Here is an 18,357-nt window from a genome sequence, read left to right on the forward strand (position 1 = left end):
AGCGACACCCACAACAACCCACATGTTATCGGTAAAGGCGGCGCGACCATTCGTGCGATCTGTGAAGAGACCAAGGCTTCGATCGACATCGAAGACGACGGTTCGATCAAGATCTTCGGCGAAACCAAGGAAGCTGCTGAAGCTGCACGTCAGCGCGTTCTGGGCATCACCGCTGAAGCTGAGATCGGCAAGATCTACGTTGGCAAGGTTGAGCGCATCGTCGACTTCGGCGCATTCGTCAACATCCTGCCAGGCAAGGACGGTCTGGTTCACATCTCGATGCTGAGCGACGCTCGCGTAGAGAAAGTGACCGACATCCTGAAAGAAGGCCAGGAAGTGGAAGTGCTGGTACTGGACGTGGACAACCGCGGCCGTATCAAGCTGTCCATCAAAGACGTGGCAGCAGCAAAGGCTTCGGGCGTTTAATCACCCCTCAGCTTTAGCGCAATAAAAATGCCCCGCCGTGAAAACGGCGGGGCATTTTTTTGTCTGGTGAAATCTGCGGCCCCCCTCAGTTTGCCGAACCTCGATAGCGCTGCTAGGTTTAGCCCACCGCCCGTGTAGCTCAGTTGGTAGAGCAGCGCACTCGTAACGCGAAGGTCGCAGGTTCGATTCCTGTCTCGGGCACCACTTCTCTTGATTCCTGCGGTTGAGTTGATCCCAGCGACAGGTTTTTGTGGGGGAGATGTAAAGAGGCGTGTAATTCCTCAGGCAAACGTCCTATATTCGGAGTCTGCATGAGCATCGCCCAGCAGTTTTCAGATGATCCCGAATGGTTCTGAAGGCCGGACAATCCGCGTCAGAGAGATCCTTGATGATCCAGATCCATCTTCCATTCCCATGATCAGCGAGAACGCCATGACCGTGAAAGAATTGACCCAAGAGCAACGCCACGAACAAGCGCTGGAAAAGTACAAACTCGACGCGCCTCAACTGTTGGAAGAGATCAAGGACTTGAGTCCTGATGATCAGAAAGACCAGATCCAGTGGGCATTCGAAGACGAAGCCGAAGCTCAGGGCTTGCAGCCGTGGGAACTGACGCTCAAGTACACCAGCACTCCGGAGGAGTTCGAGGCTCAGCGTCTTGTGCTGCATAAGGAAGCGGCCGAAGTTTTGGGCGTCGAGTGGGACGAGTACTGCGAGATGAATAATCTGGTGGTCTGAACTGTGGGAGCGGGTTTGCTCGCGAAAGCGGTGAATCAGGCGACCATTACGTCGACTGACACTCCCTCTTCGCGAGCAGGCTCGCTCCTACATTGATCGATCAGAGGCTCAGTCGCATCGACAGATCCACAGCCCTCACATCCTTGGTCATCGCACCAATCGAGATGTAATCCACGCCGGTCTCGGCGATTGGCAGCAACGTGCTTTCGTTGATCCCGCCGCTGGCTTCCAGTTTGGCCTTGCCGGCGTTCAGGCGCACGGCTTCGCGCATGTCATCCAGGCTCAGTTCATCGAGCATGATGATGTCGGCACCCGCCGCCAGCGCTGCCTTCAGCTCATCCAGACTTTCCACTTCGATCTCCACCGGTTTGCCCGGGGCGATCTTGTGTGCGGCAGCGATTGCCTGCGGGATGCCACCGCTGGCGGCAATGTGGTTTTCCTTGATCAGGAAGGCGTCGTACAGGCCGATGCGGTGGTTATGGCAACCGCCGCAAGTGACCGCATATTTCTGCGCAAGACGCAGGCCCGGCAGAGTCTTGCGGGTATCGAGCAGTTTGACCTGAGTCTGGCCGACGAAGTCCGCCAGATACTGTGCCCGAGTCGCCACGCCCGAGAGCAATTGCAAGAAGTTAAGCGCACTGCGCTCGCCGGTCAGCAGCGAGCGCGCCGGGCCTTCCAGGTGAAACAGCGGCTGATTGGGCTGGACCCGTTCGCCGTCGCGTACCTGCCAGTGCACCGCCACACGCGGATCGAGCTGGCGAAACACCGTATCGACCCACGCGGTGCCGCAGATGACGGCCGCGTCGCGAGTGATGATGGTGGCTTTGGCCAGACGTTCGGCCGGGATCAGTTGCGCGGTGATGTCGCCGCTGCCGATGTCTTCGAGCAACGCACGGCGCACGTTGGCTTCGATTTCGGCGGTCAAATCGGCGAGACGTAGATTCGGCATAACGGGCTCCACAAACTAAGTGCTCCGATTATAGGGCCATGGCGCGAGCCAACCCAAGGCGAGAACTCGCCTGCGTGCCTGCATCCGGTCGATTTCCTTTGAGTACATGCTCGTCAGTCATTGTCACTGGAGTATCACCGCGCCTAGGGGAAACCCTGATGCCTATGGCGTTGGGAGCAGCTTTTGCCAGATAATCCGCCTTGTATTTGACGTCATGCCTTTGACTGTCGTTGAGGCCCCACAAGTGCCTTGTGTTGAAAGTGGCAGAAGAATCACCGTTTCAGGAGGCTTGGATGCACAAAGACGGGAATGTAGTGCCTTTGCACAAGGCTGCTACCGATCAGGCGAATCACTCGCCGCTCGCCCGCCTGCCTGTGATTCTGCTTCAGGTCCGCGACAAGGCCGCGCAGCAACTGCGCCACGCGTTGCAGGAACTGTTCGATAACGCCGACGACACGTTGTTTGAAATGGCCGACCGGGCGCGCAACGACGTCGAGCAAAACATCTTTTTCGAAGCCATGCGCGACCTGCGCCTCAAGCGCAAAAACATCGAGCGTGGCTTTCTTGAGCAATTCTTCGAAGCCTTTACCGGCCTCACGCAACACGACTGCCCGCAAAACACCCTGTCGTGCCCGTTGCTGTTCGAAGAGTCGGCGCCGCGTACCGATGACATGGAACGCAGCGTGGCGGTCGAGACCATGGTCGGCCGCGTGCTCAAGCGTGACGGCTTTGCCCTTGATCAACTGACCGCGCGGCTCAGTGCGTTACTTGGTAAACCTCTCGACGATCAGCACAACCCGCTCGGTCCGGCGCTGCTCTGTGAGTATTTCTTGCAGGCCGGTCGTAATCTTGGCGTGGAGATCAAGGTCAAACTGATCTTACTGAAACTCTTCGAGCGTTATGTGCTGGCCGACACCGAACAGCTTTACAGCGAAGCGAATCAATTGCTGATCGCCACCGGCGTTCTGCCTGAGTTGAAACCGGCGCCTGCGCGTCGGGCGATCGATCGTGCGGCGGCTGCCGTTTCCAGCGAAGAAAGCAGTGATCCGTCACCCGCCGACGAAGGCGTGCAGGAAGTGTTTGCTGCTTTGCAGGAACTGCTACTGCACGTGCGTGGCAGCGTCGCGCCGACCCTCGAACCGAATATTGCGGCGCAGCCGATCACCACCCGTGACCTGCTGCGCCTGCTCTCGCATCTTCAGCAATACGTGCCGGCGCTGGCGGTGCAGGACGATTTCGATCTGCGCAATCAGCTCGAACAGTTGCTGACGCGGGTCAGCGTCAGGAGCGGCAAATCACGGATCGTCGGCGGTGCGGACGAGGACGTGATCAACCTGATCGCAATGGTCTTCGAATGCATTCTGGATGATCGCAATCTGCCGGACTCGCTCAAGGCACTGATCGCCCGGTTGCAGATTCCGATGCTCAAGGTTGCTGTACTCGACAAGAGTTTCTTCAGCCGCAGCAGCCACCCGGCGCGACGCCTGCTCAACGAAATCGCCGATGCCGCGATGGGCTGGGGCGATTGCGACGGTGAGGCACGCAGCAGTTTGTATCTGCGTATCGAACAAGTCGTACAGCGCTTGCTGACGGATTTTGTCGATGACCCTGCGATCTTTTCCGAATTGCTCGCTGACTTCCTCGCTTTTACCAGCGACGAGCGTCGCCGTAGCGAATTGCTCGAACAACGTCTGCGCGACGCGGAAGAGGGCCGGGCGAAAACCGAGCTGGCCCGGCAGCGGGTCGAACAAGTACTGAATCAGGCCTTGCTGGGCAAGTTGCTGCCGCCATCGGTGGTGAGCTTCGTCCAGGATGCCTGGAGCAAAGTCTTGCTGCTGACCTGTCTCAAGCATGGCGACCAGTCCGCCGAGTGGCATGCCGACGTGCAGACCATGGAACAACTGATCTGGAGTGTGCAGCGCCATGACGACGCCGAATCCAGCCTGCGCCTGCTGGCATTGGTGCCGGGGCTGCTCAAGTCGCTGCGCGATGGCCTGAGCAGTTCGGCGTTCGACCCGTTTGCCACCAGCGAGTTTTTCAGTGAGCTGGAAGCGCTGCATGTGCGGGTGCTGGAACGTGGCGCCGAGCTGGATCAGACCGAGGCCGCGGCGATGGTCGAAGTGTCAGAGCAGATCGTCCTGCACACCGCCGACGAGGGCGGTGTGGCGCCGGGTTCGCAGCGCTTGCCGCACGACGATGCCGGTCTGCGCCAGGTCGAACAATTGCGTCTCGGCAGTTGGGTGGCGTTCCAGGAAGATGAAGATCACAGCCTGCGCTGCAAACTCGCGGCGATCATCGAGGCCACCGGCCGCTACGTGTTTGTCGACCGCACCGGGATGAAAGTACTGGAGCGCACCCGCACCGGGCTCGCCCTGGAATTCCGGCGTGGCGCCGTGCGGGCGCTGGACGACACGCTGTTGTTCGACCGGGCACTGGAATCGGTACTCGGCAATCTGCGGCGACTCAATCGCGGCAAGTGATCGCGCGCCGGGGGCCGATCACGGCATACTGGGCGCCAACACAGTCGGCGTTGAAGGAATCGGTATGCAGCTGGACCGCGCTAGCGGGTGGTGTCACGGGGTGCAGGTTTGCCCATCGCCCAACTTCAATGAACGCCCTGAGGGCGAAATCTCCCTGCTGGTGATCCACAACATCAGCCTGCCACCGGCGCAGTTCGCCACCGGCAAGGTGCAGGAATTTTTCCAGAATCGTCTGGATGTCACTGAGCATCCCTACTTTGCAGGGATTGCCGACCTGCGGGTCTCGGCGCACTTTCTGATTGAACGTGACGGCAAGGTCACGCAGTTTGTCTCTTGTCTTGAGCGCGCCTGGCACGCAGGTGTATCGATTTTCGAAGGGCGCGAAACCTGTAACGATTTTTCCGTAGGTATTGAACTTGAAGGCACCGATGATCTGCCATTTACCGATGCGCAGTATCAGGCGTTGACCACGCTGACCCGTCAGTTGCAAAAGGCATTTCCGGCTATAACCGGCACACGCATCTGTGGACACAGCGACATTGCCCCAGGGCGCAAGACTGATCCTGGCCCGGGGTTTGACTGGGCGCGTTACCGCGCAGCCCTGGCACAAGAGGAAGGACAATGAGTTTTCTGGTGTTACTGCTGGCCGTGTGGATCGAGAAGTTCTCGGCCCTGCGCCATCGGGTTCAACGCGACGGCGGATGGACCCGCGAACTGAACAAGCTTGAACACAGCCCACGACTGGCCAACCGGTCATGGCTGGTGCTGACGATCATGGTCCTGCTGCCGGTGGCTCTGTTGGGCCTGTTGCTGCTGGTGCTGGAACCGGTGGCCTACGGCTTGCTGGCCTTGCCCGTGCATTTGCTGGTGGTGATTTACAGTTTGGGGCGCGGCGACCTGCTCGGCGGCCTCGGGCCGTTTCGCGATGCCTGGCGCCGTGAAGACCTGCAAGCCGCGGCGCACGTGGCCAAGCGCGATCTGGATATCTGCGCCGACAGCGGCGAGCAGTTGCTGGAGCAGGTCCAGGGGCATTTGCTCTGGCAGGCCTATCAGAGCTTTTTTGCGGTGATTTTCTGGTACTTCGTGCTCGGCCCAGTGGCGGCGCTGGCCTATCGCTTGCTGGCGCTGGCCGAAGAGCATGGCCAGACTCCGGCGCTGGTTGAGCGTGCTGCGCAACTGCGCCACGCCTTCGACTGGGTGCCAGTGCGTCTGCTGGCGGCGAGTCTGGCGCTGGTCGGCAACTTTGTCGCGGTCAGCCGGGTGATGCTGCATGAGTTGCTGAACTGGAATATCAGCGCTGCGCAACTGATCAATCGGGTCGGGTTGGCGGCGGGGGAAATCCCGGCTCCGGCGGTCGGGCCTGAAGGCATCAACACGCTGGATTGTCTGTGGGAATTGCTGCTACGCGCTGCGGTGCTGTGGTATGCCGGGTTTGCGCTGTGGACCGTTCTGATTCACTGATTTAGCGGGAAGATCAAAAGATCGCAGCCTGCGGCAGCTCCTACAGGGATCACATTCTCCTGTTGGAACTGTTGCAGGATGTGATCTTTTTTTTCGTTAACCTTAAGTTACAAAACCTCCCTTCGATTTGAGCTATACAGAGATGGCGCCGGATAGTGGCTATCTGCTGTCGCCCCGCGCCTGCCAATAAAAACAAGAAAAAACCAAGGGAGACTTCCAGTGAAGAGCTTGCTCTATCCCGCCGTCTCGCTGATGAACCGTCTGAGCTTCGGCATGAAGTTCAGCTTGATCAGCGTGCTGTTTCTGGTGCCAATGCTGGTAACCAATTTCTATCTGGTGCGCGATTCCTATCGTGAGTTCCAGGGCACCCAGGTCGAGTTGCAAAGCCTTGATCTGCTGGGCAACAGCCTGACCCTGCGCCGGGATCTGGAGACGCTCAATAACCTCGTACAAATCAACGTCACCCTTGGCCAGTCCGGCAAGGCCGGCAATGTCGAGGCGAAAATCACCACCCTCGAGCAAGCGGTGCTGGCGCGCCTGCAAGGGCTGAAGGCGATGACCGACGATCCCGAGCAGATCAAGGTATTTGACGGCAAGCGCGATGAAATGATCGCCGCGTTCAAAGCCCAACAGGTGGAAAACTCCCTGCAAAGCAAAAGTGCGTTGATCGGAAAATTGCTCGGCAATGCGCAGATTTTCAGTCAGATCGTCGCCAGTCAGGCCGGTTTGAGCCGTGATAATCAAGGCGATATCCGCCAGCTCAGCGAATTGCTGACCAGCACCACGCCGCTCGTCACGCAAACCCTCGGCGAGGGCCGCGCTGTCGGTTCGTATTCGTTGGGGCAGGGCTTTCTCAACAGCGCGTCGAGCACCCGTTTTGATGAGCTGCTGGCGCAGATCGAAAAACTCCAGGCCGAATACGGCTTGAAACTGCAGGACGCCCTGGGATCAAGCAAAGCCGCGCGTGATTCCCTCAGCGCTCAGGCTGACAGCAGCAAGGCCTCATTGAAACAGGCCAGCGAACTGTTCGAAGAGCAAGTGGTGATGGCCGAAACCCTTGATGCGCCATGGCAGCCGTTCTACGACCAGGTCAGCGCCCTGATGGACAAGACCTACCAGCTCAACGAATCCACCCTGAAATTCCTCGACACCCAATTGCAGCAACGGCTGGCGCAGAACCGCACGCACATGGTGTTGCAGGCGGTGGCGTTGTCGGTGGTGTTCGTGCTGATTTTCTATCTCTACGGAGGCTTCTACGCCTCGACCCGCACCACGCTGAAACGCCTCGGGGCGATGATGGATAAGGTCGCGGCCGGCGACATGACCGTTAACTTCGTGGCCCATAGCCGCGATGAACTGGGCGAGTTGGGCGAAGTGTTCAACGGTACCGTGAAGAAGATCCACGACCTGATCGAACGCGTCGGGCATACCGTGAGTGAAGTAGAACGTCAGGCCGGACAAGTGGAAAACGTCTCGGCGCAAAGCAATCAGGCAGTGGCCGGGCAACGCACGCAGATCGAGCAAGTGGCGACGGCGATGAACCAGATGTCGGCGACCGCGCAGGAAGTGGCGCGCAGTGCAGCGGCGGCGGTGAGCAGCGCCCATAGCGTCAACGATGAAACCATCAGCGGTCGTGGTCTGGTCGAGTCGCAGCAGGGCAGCATCGCCGCGCTGGCCAGTGAGATCGATCAGTCGGTGTTGGTGATCAACCAGTTGGCCAGCGACAGCCAGTCGATCAGCCGTGTTCTGGAAGTGATCAAAAGCATCGCCGAACAAACCAACCTGCTGGCGCTCAACGCGGCAATCGAAGCAGCACGTGCCGGTGAGCAGGGCCGTGGTTTTGCCGTGGTCGCGGATGAAGTGCGCACCCTGGCCAAGCGCACCCAGCAATCGACCGAAGAAATCGAACAGATGATCGCCAAACTCCACGGCGGCGTCGGCGCGGCAGTGAAGGCAATGGGCGTCAGCCATCAGATGGCTAATGGCACGGTCGGGCAGTCGGAAAAAGTCCAGCAGGCGTTGGAAAACATCCTTGGCGCAGTGGGTATGATCGTCGATCAGAATCAGCAGATCGCCGCCGCTGTTGAGCAGCAGACCGCCGTGGCGCACGATATCGATCAGAATATCGTCGAGATCAACCGTGCAGGTGAACGCACCGCCGAGGGCGCGCACCAGACCGAAGACGCCAGCCGGGCGCTGTCAGCTCAGGTGGTCGAACTCAAACAGCTGATCAGCGCCTTCCGTGTCTGAATGCACCGCAACCCTGTAGGAGTGAGCCTGCTCGCGATTGCAATCTGAAATTCAACGCCATTGTTGGAAGTTAAACCGCAATCGCGAGCAGGCTCACTCCTACATTTTCTCGGTGTTGTCTGAATAATTTGTAATCCTTTTTTACTCGCGTCTGTAAGCCATATCCGGTTTTCTTCCTTGCACTGGTTTTTCGGCTTCAATCAACCATGATGCATACCATCTGACCTATAGGAGGAGGCCGCTCATGTCCGTCGCAACGCTGGGAATACGAGGCCACTGTGCCCATTGCCAGATCACGCTGGTGCTCAAACCCTGGCAACTCAACGCGATTGCGATCAATGAACCCTTCACCTGCGTCCACTGCCAAAAAGCCCTTGAGCTGCGCTGTCCGAAACAGATCAGCCGTTTCAAGTCGCTCGATTCGCTGGCGCTGTTGCGCTTTAGCGCATCGGTGACGGTGTGCACCGCGTTATTGGTGGCGTTGGTAATGGAATGGATAGGGCTGCTCTCGGTCACCGAACAACTGAATGCCTCGCTGATCACGATTTTTGTCTACTTCGTGGTGGTGCGTTACGCCCGTCATCGTCAGCAACTGACGCTGAGCCTCGACGCCGCCAAGGTTCACGCCGACTGATTACCAGCCAAACACTTCGCAGCTGTTGGCGGTGCTGGCCTCGGCCAGTGTTTCCGGGGTGATATTCATCAATTGCGCCAGCGCCTCACAGATCGCCGGCAAGTGCGCCGGGCTGTTGCGTTGACCGGGGAACATCGCGGGCGCCATGTCCGGTGAATCGGTTTCCAGCACAATCGAATCCAGCGGCAAGTCCGCCAGTACCCGGTGCATGCGCAAGGCTTGCGGCCAGGTTGGCGCGCCGCCGAGGCCGAGTTTGAAGCCGAGCTTGATGTATTCCCGCGCCTCTTCACGACTGCCAGCGAAGGCGTGGATGATCCCGGCACGTGTCAGGCGATAGCGCTTGAGCGTGGCGATCACCGCCGCATGGCTGCGCCGCACATGGATCAGCGCTGGCAGTTCGAAGTCCACCGCCAGTTGCAACTGCGCGTCGAACAATGCCTGTTGCCGCTCGCGGTCGAGGGTTTCGATGAAGTAATCCAGACCGATCTCACCCACCGCACACAGTTGCCGATGGCCACGCAGGCGCGTCAGCCAGTCGCCGAGTGCCTGCAAGTCTTGCGGTTGGTGCTGATCGAGATACACCGGGTGCAGACCGAACGCCGCATACAGATCAGGATCGCTTTGCACCAGATCCCAGACCCGCTGCCAGTTGTCTTCATAGATGCCCAACACCACCATCCGCCGCACCCCGAGGGCGCGGCTTTCGGCGAGTAACGCCAATCTGTCGGCGTCGAAGTCGGGAAAGTCGAGGTGGGTGTGGCTGTCGATCAGCTCCACGGTTCAGTCCCGGTGAATACGCTGCTTGAACGTACGGGCGATGGCCTGCACGCCGGGCTGGTAGTCGGTTCGCTCGACGGCGGCCAATGCCAGTTCCAGCGCCTTGTCGGCGATCAACTGGTGTTGCTGGGCCATGGCGTTGACCGGCAGCGGCAGGAAGTCCAGCAACTGGGTGTCGCCAAACGTACCGAGACGCAGCGGGCGGGACTTCAGCGGGAAGTCATGCAGCGCATCGAACACGCCCTGCAACAGCACGTAGGAAGTGGTCACCAACGCATCCGGCAAATGCCCGAGGCGTTGCAGGAGTTCTTCCATCAACTGCTTGCCGCATTCGCGACTGAACGCCTCGGCATGTTCGACCAGCACTTCGCCCTTGAAATCGACCAGTGCCTGTTTGAACCCGGCGGCACGTTCCTGGCTGATGCTCAGCTCAGGACGGGCGCCGAGCAGTACAATCTGTTTCGGCTGCGGGTCGAGCAGGCTCTGCGTCAGGTGCAGGCTGGCCTCGCGGTCGTCACTGATCACCGAGCAGAAATGCTCGGGGTCCATGACCCGGTCGATGGCGATGATCGGCATGCCCTTGGCCTGCAACTGCCGGTAGCTGTCATCACTGGCCGGCAGGCAACTGGCGACGATCAGCGCGTCGCAGCGACGGGCGCGGAACAGTTGCAGCAATTGCCGCTCGCTGTCCGGCGCATCGTCGGAGCTGGCGATCAGCAACTGATAGCCGCGCGCCCGCGCCCCTTGCTCCAGCAGTTTGGCTATTCGCGCGTAACTGGGGTTTTCCAGGTCCGGCAAAATAAAGCCCAACGTGCGGGTATGCCGACTGCGCAACCCGGCCGCTTGAGGATTTGGCGTGAAGCCGTGCAATTCGACGACAGCCTGCACCCGCGCGACTGTGGCGCTGCTGATGCGTTGCTGTTCGGCCTTGCCGTTGATGACGTAGCTGGCGGTGGTCACGGACACTCCGGCCAACCGTGCGATATCACTGAGTTTCAACCCGGGATTTCCTTGTTTTTTCGAGCTTGCCCCGACATTTTCGCCAATCCTACCCGATTCGGGCAGGCGACTATTGTCGCAACGCATCCGACAAGTTGGACTTCAAGGATGGAACATTATCGAGTAACGTGCCGAACAATCTAGATTAAACGTTTCAGCAGGCGTATTTTCTACGTTTTAGACGCTTTTGGCCGGTTCTGCCGTGAAACCGCCAAAACAGCCGCCGAAAAGGAAGGCTGACCAGCGCCTAAGCTGAGACCATTCAAAACAATACCTGGCGCGCCCCGCGTCAAAAAGGAGATCGCATGCTCGAACTCACTGTAGAGCAAATATCCATGGGCCAGTCGGCTGTGGATAAACCTGCAGCCCTGCAACTGCTGGCCAGTCATCTGGTCGCCGATGGTCTGGTCGCTGACGGCTACCTCGCCGGATTGCAGGCCCGGGAAGCCCAGGGTTCGACCTTTCTCGGTCAGGGCATTGCGATCCCCCATGGCACCCCACAAACCCGCGATCAGGTGTTCGCCACGGGCGTGCGGCTGATGCAGTTCCCTGATGGCGTGGACTGGGGCGACGGGCAGATCGTTTATCTGGCGATCGGCATTGCCGCCAAATCCGACGAGCATTTGCGCCTGCTGCAACTGCTGACCCGCGCCCTCGGCGAGACTGATCTGGGTCAGGCGCTGCGTCGCGCCAGTTCGCCCGAAGCCTTGCTGAAACTGCTGCAAGGCGCGCCGCAGGAACTGGCGCTGGATGCACAAATGATCGGCCTCGGCGTTTCCGCCGACGATTTCGAAGAACTGGTCTGGCGCGGCGCGCGTCTGTTGCGGCAGGCCGACTGTGTGAGCAACGGTTTCTCTGCGGTGCTGCAACAAGTCGAAGCGTTGCCGCTGGGCGACGGCCTGTGGTGGCTGCACAGCGAGCAGACGGTGAAGCGTCCCGGTCTGGCGTTCGTCACTCCGGACAAGCCGATGCGTTACCTCGGTCAGCCGCTCAGTGGCCTGTTTTGTCTGGCCAGCCTTGGCGAGGCGCATCAGGCGTTGCTCGAACGTTTGTGTGCGTTGCTGATTGAAGGTCGCGGACATGAACTGGGCCGCGCTACCAGCAGTCGCAAAGTTCTGGAAGTGCTCGGCGGCGAACTGCCTGCCGACTGGCCGAGCGCACGCATTGCACTGGCCAACGCTCATGGTCTGCACGCGCGCCCGGCGAAAATCCTCGCGCAATTGGCCAAGAGTTTTGATGGCGAAATTCGTGTGCGTATCGTCGATGGAACGGACAGCGCGGTGTCGGTGAAGAGCTTGAGCAAACTGCTCAGCCTCGGCGCCCGTCGCGGCCAAGTGCTGGAGCTGATCGCCGAGCCGAGCATCGCCGCCGATGCCTTGCCTGCGTTGCTTGCAGCTATCGAACAAGGCCTCGGCGAAGAAGTCGAGCCGCTGCCGGCCGTGAGCCAACAGCGCGAAGTCATCGCCGACATTGCCGAAGTGTTGCTGGCGCCGGCCTCGGGCAGTCAGCTGCAAGCAATTCCCGCCGCACCCGGTATCGCCATCGGCCCGGCGCATATTCAAGTGCAGCAAGTCATCGAATATCCGTTGCGCGGCGAATCCGCCGCCATCGAACGCGAGCGTCTGAAACAGGCGCTGGCCGAGGTGCGTAACGACATCCAGGGTTTGATCGAACGCAGCAAAGCCAAAGCGATTCGCGAGATCTTCATCACCCATCAGGAAATGCTCGACGACCCGGAACTCACCGATGAAGTCGACACCCGCCTCAAGCAGGGCGAAAGCGCCGAAGCGGCGTGGATGGCGGTGATCGAAGCGGCGGCCAAACAACAGGAGTCGCTGCAGGATGCCTTGCTCGCCGAGCGCGCTGCGGATCTGCGCGATATCGGCCGTCGAGTGCTGGCGCAACTGTGCGGCGTGCAAACCCCGAGCGAACCTGAGCAACCGTACATTCTGGTGATGGATGAAGTCGGCCCGTCGGACGTGGCGCGGCTTGATCCGGCGCGAGTCGCGGGGATTCTCACTGCTCGTGGCGGCGCCACTGCGCACAGTGCCATCGTCGCCCGTGCCTTGGGAATTCCGGCGCTGGTCGGTGCCGGTGCGGCGGTGTTGCTGTTGAAGTCGGGCACGCCGTTGTTGCTCGATGGTCAGCGCGGTCGCCTGCATGTCGATGCCGACGCGGCGACCCTGCAACGCGCCACGGAAGAACGCGACACTCGCGAACAAAGCCTCAAGGCTGCCGCCGAACAACGCCATCAACCGGCGCACACCACCGACGGTCATGCCGTGGAAGTGTTCGCCAATATTGGTGAAAGCGCTGGCGTGATCAGCGCAGTGGAGCAGGGCGCCGAAGGCATCGGTCTGTTGCGCACCGAACTGATTTTCATGGCCCACCCGCAAGCGCCGGACGAGGCGACTCAGGAAGCCGAATACCGTCGCGTCCTCGATGGTCTCGGCGGACGGCCACTGGTGGTGCGTACCCTCGATGTCGGCGGCGACAAACCGCTGCCGTATTGGCCGATTGCCAAGGAAGAAAACCCGTTCCTCGGCGTGCGCGGCATCCGCCTGACCTTGCAGCGTCCGCAAATCATGGAAGCGCAATTGCGTGCCTTGCTGCGCGCCGCCGACAACCGTCCATTGCGCATCATGTTCCCCATGGTCGGCAGCGTTGACGAGTGGCGTCAGGCCCGCGACATGACCGAACGCTTGCGTCTGGAAATCCCGGTCGCCGACCTGCAACTGGGGATCATGATCGAAGTACCGTCCGCCGCATTGCTGGCGCCGGTACTCGCCAGGGAAGTCGATTTCTTCAGTGTCGGCACCAATGACCTGACCCAATACACCCTGGCCATCGACCGTGGTCATCCAACGCTTTCCGCGCAGGCCGATGGCTTGCACCCGGCGGTGTTGCAACTGATCGACATCACCGTGCGTGCGGCCCATGCCCACGGCAAATGGGTCGGCGTCTGCGGTGAGCTGGCGGCAGATCCGCTGGCGGTGCCAGTGCTGGTCGGCCTCGGCGTCGATGAGTTGAGCGTGTCCGGGCGCAGCATCGCCGAGGTCAAGGCGCGCATTCGTGAACTCAGCCTGACTCAGGCGCAAACCCTTGCTCAACAAGCCCTGGCCGTGGGCAGCGCCAACGAAGTGCGCGCATTAGTGGAGGCCCTGTAATGGCCAAGATTCTTACCCTGACCCTCAACCCGGCGCTGGATCTCACCGTCGAGCTGGCGCAATTGGCGCCCGGGCAGGTCAACCGCAGTGACGAGATGCACACCCATGCCGCCGGCAAAGGCGTCAACGTCGCGCAAGTGCTCGCCGACCTCGGGCATCAACTGACGGTCAGCGGTTTTCTCGGTGAAGACAATCTGCAAGCGTTCGAAAACCTGTTCGCCAGGCGTGGTTTTGTCGACGCCTTCGTCCGTGTTCCGGGCGAGACTCGCAGCAACATCAAGGTCGCTGAGCAGAACGGGCGCATCACCGACATCAACGGCCCCGGGCCGGTGGTGGATGCACTCGCGCAGCAGACTTTGCTGGAGCGTCTGCTGCAGATTGCTCCGGGGCATGACGCGGTGGTGGTCGCCGGCAGTTTGCCGCGTGGCGTCACGGCGCAGTGGTTGCGCGAACTGATCGAGAAGTTGAAACAGCTCGGTCTGAAAGTCGCCCTCGACACCAGTGGTGAAGCACTGCGCGCCGCCCTCCAGGCCGGCCCGTGGCTGATCAAACCGAACACCGAAGAGCTGACGGATGCGCTTGGTTGCGATGTGGTTTCCCACGCTGCCGAGGCACAAGCGGCGGCGCGCTTGCACGCTCAAGGCATCGAACATGTGGTGATTTCCCATGGTGCTGACGGCGTGAATTGGTTCAGCGTCGGTTCGGCATTGCATGCCTCGCCGCCGAAGGTCAGCGTCGCCAGCACCGTGGGCGCCGGAGACTCGCTGCTGGCCGGCATGCTCCACGGTTTGCTGAGTGCCGATACGCCTGAGCAGACCTTGCGCACAGCCACCGCGATTGCCGCGATGGCGGTGACGCAGATCGGTTTTGGCATTAACGACGCCGCGCAACTGGCGCAGCTCGAACAGGGTGTGCGCGTGCGCCCCCTGACAGAACAATAAGAGGGTTTGTCATGAAGTTAGCCATTGTCACGGCCTGCCCCAACGGCATGGTCACCAGTGTGCTGTGCGCCCGGCTGCTCGATGCAGCGGCCCAGCGTCAGGGCTGGAGCACCAGCGTCGAAGTGGTCGATGCGGTGCATCCCGAGCGCGAGTTGTCGGCAGCCACCATCGAGGCGGCAGAGTGGGTGCTTTTGGTCAGCACCGGCTCGGTCGACATGCGCCGCTTTGTCGGCAAACGCGTGTTCCAGATCGCCCCGGCGCAAGCGTTGCAGGATGTCGAAGCGGTATTGCGGCGTGGCGCTGAAGAGGCACAGGTTTACGTCGCCGATGCGATTGCGCCTGTAGCTGTTTCGCACAGCGTGCCGCGTATCGTCGCGGTCACTGCATGCCCGACTGGCGTTGCCCACACCTTCATGGCGGCCGAGGCTTTGCAGCAAGCGGCCAAGCGTCTTGGCTATGAGCTGCAAGTCGAAACTCAAGGCTCGGTCGGCGCGCGCAATCCGTTGAGCGCGGCAGCGATTGCCGAGGCTGACGTGGTGCTGCTGGCGGCAGATATCGAAGTCGCCACCGAGCGTTTCGCTGGCAAGAAGATCTACCGCTGCGGCACCGGCATTGCGTTGAAGCAATCGGAAGCCACGCTGAAAAAAGCCTTGGCCGAAGGTCAGCAGGAAAGTGCTGCCAGCGATGGCAAGGCACCAGCCAAGCAAGAGAAAACCGGCGTCTACAAACACCTGTTGACCGGTGTGTCGTTCATGTTGCCGATGGTGGTGGCGGGCGGTTTGATGATCGCGTTGTCGTTCGTGTTCGGCATCACCGCGTTCAAGGAAGAAGGCACGCTGGCGGCCGCGCTGATGCAGATCGGCGGCGAGACTGCGTTCAAACTGATGGTGCCTTTGCTGGCCGGTTACATCGCGTACTCGATTGCCGACCGCCCGGGCCTCGCGCCGGGGATGATCGGCGGCTTGCTGGCGAGCACGCTGGGCGCCGGGTTTATCGGCGGCATCGTGGCCGGTTTCATCGCCGGTTACGCGGCCAAGCTGATCAGTCGCTACGTCGCGTTGCCGCAAAGTCTTGAGGCGCTGAAACCGATTCTGATTATCCCGTTGTTCGCCAGCCTGATCACCGGGCTGGTGATGATCTACGTGGTCGGCAAACCGGTGGCGGGCATGCTCGCCGCGCTCACGCACTTCCTCGACAGCATGGGCACCACCAACGCGATTCTGCTCGGCGTGTTGCTCGGCGGCATGATGTGCGTTGACCTCGGTGGGCCGATCAACAAAGCAGCCTATGCGTTCTCGGTGGGACTGCTGGCCTCGCAGAGTTATGCACCGATGGCGGCGACCATGGCCGCCGGTATGGTGCCGCCGATTGGTCTCGGTATCGCCACGTTCATCGCCCGGCGCAAGTTCGCCCAGACCGAGCGCGAGGCCGGTAAAGCGGCGCTGGTGCTGGGGCTGTGTTTTATCTCCGAAGGGGCGATCCCGTTTGCCGCTAAAGATCCATTGCGGGTGATTCCGGCGAGCATTGCCGGTGGTGCGCTGACCGGTGCGCTGTCGATGTATTTCGGCTGCAAACTGATGGCGCCGCACGGTGGCTTGTTTGTGCTGGCGATCCCGAATGCGATCAACCATGCGCTGTTGTATCTGCTGGCGATTGTTGCGGGGAGTTTGTTGACGGCGGTGGTTTACGCGACGGTGAAACGGCCGGAAGCGGTTGAGCTGGCGCTGGAACCCGCCAAAGCCTGACTCCGCAGTACCCCTGTGGGAGCTAGCCTGCTAGCGATAGCTATCTGTCTGCGACGTTGAAGGTGCCTGACATACCACCATCGCCAGCAGGCTGGCTCCCACATTGATCAGTGGTGTCATGGCGGGTTCATAAACCCGTGCTTTAGTTTTCCTTTTTCAGGGAGAACACCATGAGCGATTTCAATCCCGGTCGGCGTCGGGTCATGCAAGTGGTCGGCGCAGGCCTGCTGATGCCGGGCCTGGCACCTGCGGTAATTGCGTCGGTCAAGGATCGGCCGCAGCTCACCGACGGTGTGCAGTCCGGCGATCTGCAAGGCGATCGCGCGATGATCTGGAGCCGCAGCGACCGTCCGGCGCGGATGGTCGTTGAGTGGGACACGCGGAGCCAGTTTCGCAATCCGCGTCGCCTCGTCTCAGCGCTGGCCGATGCGCGCAGCGATTTTACCGCTCGCGTCGAACTCACTGGGCTGCCCACCGATCAGGCGATTTTCTATCGCGTGTATTTCAAGGATGCCCGCACCGGTGTCGCCAGTGAACCTTGGCTCGGTCACTTGCGCAGCGCACCGACAGCTCGACGCAATATCCGCTTCGTCTGGAGCGGTGACACCGTCGGCCAGGGCTTCGGTATCAACCCGGATATCGGCGGCATGCGCATTTACGAGTCCATGCGCCTGCGTCTGCCGGACTTCTTTATCCACAGCGGCGACACCATCTACGCCGACGGTCCGGTACCGGCGCAGCTGACCACTGAAAGCGGTCGGGTCTGGCGCAACATCACCACCGAGGCCAAGAGCAAAGTCGCGCAGACCCTCGATGATTATCGCGGCAATTACCGCTATAACCTGATGGATGAAAATATCCGCCGCTTCAACGCCGAAGTGCCGCAGATCTGGCAGTGGGACGATCACGAAGTGGTCAACAACTGGTCACCGGGCAAGCAACTCGACGAGCGTTATCAGGAAAAAAATATCCAGACCCTGGTAGGACGCGCGCGGCAGGCGTGGCTGGAATATTCGCCGATGCGATTGCAGGCCGCTGACAATGGCGGGCGGATTTATCGCAAGCTCAGCTACGGGCCGATGCTCGATGTGTTCGTGCTCGACATGCGCAGTTATCGCGGGGCCAACGACGACAATCTCGGTGCCGCCAAACCGTTCCTCGGGCGCGAGCAACTGGACTGGCTCAAGCACGGCCTGAAGACCTCACGGGCGCAGTGGAAGATCATCGCCGCCGACATGCCGATCGGCCTTGGCGTGCCCGATGGCGAGGTTAGTCCGGGGGTTGCTCGTTGGGAGGCAGTGGCCAACGGTGATCCGGGACCTGCGCAGGGACGGGAGCTGGAAGTCGCCGAGTTGCTGGGGTTTCTGCGGGCGCAACAGGTGCGCAATTTCGTGTTCCTGACGGCGGATGTGCACTACTGCGCGGCGCATCACTACCATCCGGACCGGGCGGCGTTTCAGGATTTCGAGCCGTTCTGGGAGTTTGTCGCCGGGCCGTTGAATGCCGGGAGTTTCGGGCCTAATCCGTTGGATAAGACCTTCGGTCCAGAAGTGGTTTTCGAGAAGGCACCGCCGGTACAGAACAGCTCACCGTTTGCCGGGTTTCAGTTTTTTGGCGAGGTGAATATTGAAGGGCAGAGCGGCGAGATGAGCGTGGTGTTGCGGGATCTGGATGGGGTGGCGGTGTTTGAGCAGAAGTTGCAGCCGATTTGAGACCAGCCTCATGTAGGAGCTGCCGAAGGCTGCGATCTTTTGATCTGAAAAACAAAGTCAAAAGATCGCAGCCTGCGG

General features: G+C 60.6%; 14 protein-coding genes, 1 tRNA gene and 1 pseudogene. 13 read left to right on the top strand and 3 right to left on the bottom strand.

The window, feature by feature from the left end:
• The 3 genes from ACIOZM_RS22520 to ACIOZM_RS22530 all read left to right on the top strand — a co-directional run.
• On the top strand, positions 1-426 hold a 426-nt coding region (locus ACIOZM_RS22520), incomplete at its 5' end, for a S1 RNA-binding domain-containing protein (protein WP_401217397.1).
• A 128-nt stretch (positions 427-554) separates the two neighbouring features.
• Positions 555-630 (top strand) — tRNA-Thr (locus tag ACIOZM_RS22525).
• 228 nt (positions 631-858) lie between these two features.
• Positions 859-1,164 (top strand): DUF6388 family protein, encoded by a 306-nt coding sequence (locus tag ACIOZM_RS22530; protein WP_401217400.1) that lies wholly within the window; start codon positions 859-861, stop codon positions 1,162-1,164.
• Between the two features lie 100 nt (positions 1,165-1,264).
• Here the strand turns inward: ACIOZM_RS22530 and nadC are convergent, their stop codons facing one another.
• The gene (gene nadC / locus ACIOZM_RS22535; RefSeq protein ID WP_401217403.1) at positions 1,265-2,113 is read right to left on the bottom strand and encodes a carboxylating nicotinate-nucleotide diphosphorylase; all 849 of its coding nucleotides are present in this window, start codon (positions 2,111-2,113) and stop codon (positions 1,265-1,267) included.
• 293 nt (positions 2,114-2,406) lie between these two features.
• On the opposite strand from nadC, the gene ACIOZM_RS22540 reads away from it, so the two are divergent.
• The 6 genes and pseudogenes from ACIOZM_RS22540 to ACIOZM_RS22565 all read left to right on the top strand — a co-directional run bounded on the left by ACIOZM_RS22540 (position 2,407) and on the right by ACIOZM_RS22565 (position 8,938).
• A complete protein-coding gene (locus ACIOZM_RS22540) occupies positions 2,407-4,593 on the top strand; it encodes a DUF1631 domain-containing protein (RefSeq protein WP_401217405.1) in 2,187 nt (728 codons plus the stop codon).
• A gap of 64 nt (positions 4,594-4,657) precedes the next feature.
• Complete coding sequence (gene ampD / locus ACIOZM_RS22545) at positions 4,658-5,218, top strand: 1,6-anhydro-N-acetylmuramyl-L-alanine amidase AmpD (protein ID WP_401217408.1); 561 nt, start codon at positions 4,658-4,660, stop codon at positions 5,216-5,218.
• Positions 5,215-6,054, top strand: a complete 840-nt coding sequence (ampE, locus tag ACIOZM_RS22550; RefSeq protein ID WP_401217411.1) for a regulatory signaling modulator protein AmpE — start codon at positions 5,215-5,217, stop codon at positions 6,052-6,054. The genes ampD and ampE overlap by 4 nt, the downstream gene beginning before the upstream one ends.
• A 1,188-nt stretch (positions 6,055-7,242) precedes the next feature.
• A pseudogene (locus ACIOZM_RS22555) lies at positions 7,243-7,446 on the top strand (HAMP domain-containing protein); the annotation flags it as partial.
• Positions 7,447-7,599: 153 nt separating this feature from the next.
• Positions 7,600-8,304 carry a methyl-accepting chemotaxis protein gene (locus tag ACIOZM_RS22560; protein WP_401217501.1) on the top strand — a complete coding sequence of 235 codons (705 nt, stop codon included), beginning with the start codon at positions 7,600-7,602 and terminating at the stop codon, positions 8,302-8,304.
• A 244-nt stretch (positions 8,305-8,548) separates the two neighbouring features.
• The gene (locus ACIOZM_RS22565; RefSeq protein WP_401217413.1) at positions 8,549-8,938 is read left to right on the top strand and encodes a hypothetical protein; all 390 of its coding nucleotides are present in this window, start codon (positions 8,549-8,551) and stop codon (positions 8,936-8,938) included.
• On the opposite strand, the gene ACIOZM_RS22570 is transcribed toward ACIOZM_RS22565, so the two are convergent.
• Positions 8,939-9,715 (bottom strand): TatD family hydrolase, encoded by a 777-nt coding sequence (locus tag ACIOZM_RS22570; RefSeq protein ID WP_401217416.1) that lies wholly within the window; start codon positions 9,713-9,715, stop codon positions 8,939-8,941.
• Between the two features lie 3 nt (positions 9,716-9,718).
• A complete protein-coding gene (cra, locus tag ACIOZM_RS22575) occupies positions 9,719-10,714 on the bottom strand; it encodes a catabolite repressor/activator (protein WP_401217419.1) in 996 nt (331 codons plus the stop codon).
• 305 nt (positions 10,715-11,019) lie between these two features.
• Here cra and ptsP point away from each other — a divergent pair, with 305 nt between their 5' ends.
• The 4 genes from ptsP to ACIOZM_RS22595 all read left to right on the top strand — a co-directional run bounded on the left by ptsP (position 11,020) and on the right by ACIOZM_RS22595 (position 18,279).
• Positions 11,020-13,881, top strand: coding sequence for a phosphoenolpyruvate--protein phosphotransferase (gene ptsP, locus ACIOZM_RS22580; protein WP_401217422.1), 2,862 nt, complete (start codon positions 11,020-11,022; stop codon positions 13,879-13,881).
• Positions 13,881-14,822, top strand: a complete 942-nt coding sequence (gene pfkB / locus ACIOZM_RS22585; RefSeq protein ID WP_401217425.1) for a 1-phosphofructokinase — start codon at positions 13,881-13,883, stop codon at positions 14,820-14,822. Before ptsP ends, pfkB begins: the two co-directional genes overlap by 1 nt.
• Before the next feature lie 11 nt (positions 14,823-14,833).
• Entirely contained in the window at positions 14,834-16,567 is a 1,734-nt protein-coding gene (locus ACIOZM_RS22590; protein ID WP_401217428.1) for a PTS fructose-like transporter subunit IIB, read from the top strand.
• A 170-nt stretch (positions 16,568-16,737) separates the two neighbouring features.
• A complete protein-coding gene (locus ACIOZM_RS22595) occupies positions 16,738-18,279 on the top strand; it encodes an alkaline phosphatase D family protein (RefSeq protein WP_401217431.1) in 1,542 nt (513 codons plus the stop codon).
• Positions 18,280-18,357 lie beyond the last annotated feature (78 nt).

It is taken from the genome of Pseudomonas sp. NPDC087346, from assembly GCF_044744235.1.
In the GTDB taxonomy this organism is placed as follows: Bacteria; Pseudomonadota; Gammaproteobacteria; order Pseudomonadales; family Pseudomonadaceae; genus Aquipseudomonas.